Raw genomic sequence first — 2,098 nt, forward strand, 5'->3', positions numbered from 1 at the left:
CGTTCTGTCAGCGTCAGCATTTGCTTCGGATGATAAGTATATAGAAGCTATGCAAAAAAATATTCAGGCAGTATATACTGCGAAAGCCATTCCCGATTATCAGGCTGCGGTAAATGCACTTGAACGTATAGGTGCCGCTGAGAAAACCAAGTGGGAGCCATTCTATTATGCATCGTTCGGGTATATTATGATGGCTAACCAGGAGAAAGATGGCGCTAAAAAAGATGCGTACCTCGATCAGGCCGCCACTGCCTTGAACAAAGCCAAAGCGATAGTACCCAATGAATCGGAAGTTATGGCGCTCGAAGGATTTATATACATGATACGTGTAACGGTAGATCCTGCTTCACGCGGTCAGCAGTATAGCGGCTTGTCGATGCAGGTGCTTAATAAAGCAGTAGCTGTTAATCCCGAGAACCCGCGCGCATTGGCATTGCTGGCACAAATGCAATTTGGCACGGCACAATTCTTTGGCTCGCCTGCAACAGAGGCATGTACTACCAATGCAAAAGCACTGGAGAAATTTACAACCTTTCAATCCGAGAACCCGCTGGCTCCCCGCTGGGGACAGCAAATGGTTGACGGGCTGAAATTAAAATGCCAATAATATATTTTTACGGATAGCACGCACAAAGTATCTTTCATTGTTAAACGATCACGCTGAAAAATCATGGCACCATTGGTTGTACTTATTGTCTCCTATATATTGTTCTGGCTAACCAATCGTTACCTGTTGAACCGTAAATTATCCAACAGCTTCATGGGGCGGGTGGCCCTGGCGTTGATGTTGCTAATGACCGGTTCAGCGCATTTTTTTAAAACAGATGTTATGGTTCAGTCGATGCCGGATGGTATACCGTATAAGCCGGAACTGGTATATTTTACCGGTATACTCGAACTGCTGGCGGCCGTTGGTCTGGTGATCGATAGCACTGCAAGATTTACCGGTATAGCGCTCATCGTGTTCTTTGTTTGCGTGCTTCCGGCAAATATAGCGGGCTCATTAAAACGCGTAGCCCTGGGCGGTATGGAGAACGGACCGGTATATCTATACTTCCGCATACCGCTTCAGGTGTTTTTTATCGGGTGGGTATATTTCTTTGGTGTTCGGAGGAAATAGTTTGGTTCCCACAGAACTCACAGATTTGCACAGAATAAACAGCCGTTGGTTTCCCGCAGATCGCGCAGATACACGCAGAAATAAATAGGAGCAACTCCACTTCATCATTCGTTGATCGGTGTTCCTTGTTCGATATTCAAATGCAAGCTCAAAGCATAAAGCTCAAAGCTTAGAGTAGTGAGCACTTCTACTTTCAGCTTTCAACTTTAAGCTTTCTGCTTTATTATTACGGTAAAATAAAGTCATGACCATCGACCGGAAGTTTGTTATTGATGAGATAAAGAGTGTAGTGGTGCTGATCCTGCTGGGTATATTTATGGCATGGTCGGGCTTTGGGTGCAGAGGCTGTGAGTTCAATACGCCACTCTTCTGGAAGATGGCAACGCTGAACGCGGTGATGTGGGTAGCGCTGTGGAAAGGTAATTCGTATCTCGCAGACCTCATGTCGTGGAAATGGCCGTGGATAAAGTACCCGATGTCGCGGTTTGTGTTTGGGCTTATCGCCACGATCGTCTACTCGCTGGGTATCATGTATCTGATACTGGCTATATATTCCTGGCAGTTGCAGGTAAAGATCAACTACAGCACCGGGTACTCTATTCTTATCACGATAAGTATATCTCTGTTTATGCATGGAAGAGAATTTCTGATCAACTGGCGTAAAGCGGCCGTAGATGCCGAGCGTCTGCAGAAAGAAAATATAGCAGCACAATATCAAAGTTTAAAGAGCCAGATCAATCCGCACTTTCTTTTCAATACACTAAATGTACTCACCAATGTTGTGTATGAGGATCAGGATAAGGCTGCCAAGTTTATCAAGAAGCTTTCGGAAGTATACCGGTATGTATTGGATACCCGCGATCGTGAAGTAGTGCCGCTGGAGGAAGAGCTGAAATTTCTTTCATCCTATATATACCTGCAGAAGATTCGCTTTGCCGACAAGCTGCAGCTGGATATACAGCTTGATGAAGTAAAGGG

3 protein-coding genes are annotated in these 2,098 nt (G+C 45.2%); all 3 read left to right on the plus strand.

The genetic code is table 11. From position 1 onward, the window contains the following. A partial coding sequence (locus VIN08_RS04985; protein ID WP_331961137.1) for a hypothetical protein occupies positions 1 to 607 on the plus strand: 607 nt, incomplete at its 5' end. A gap of 63 nt (positions 608 to 670) precedes the next feature. Next, positions 671 to 1,120 (plus strand): DoxX family protein, encoded by a 450-nt coding sequence (locus tag VIN08_RS04990; protein ID WP_331961140.1) that lies wholly within the window; start codon positions 671 to 673, stop codon positions 1,118 to 1,120. 244 nt (positions 1,121 to 1,364) lie between these two features. Beyond that, on the plus strand, positions 1,365 to 2,098 hold a 734-nt coding region (locus tag VIN08_RS04995), incomplete at its 3' end, for a histidine kinase (protein WP_331961143.1).

The organism is Ohtaekwangia sp., from assembly GCF_036568665.1.
In the GTDB taxonomy this organism is placed as follows: Bacteria; Bacteroidota; Bacteroidia; order Cytophagales; family Cyclobacteriaceae; genus Ohtaekwangia.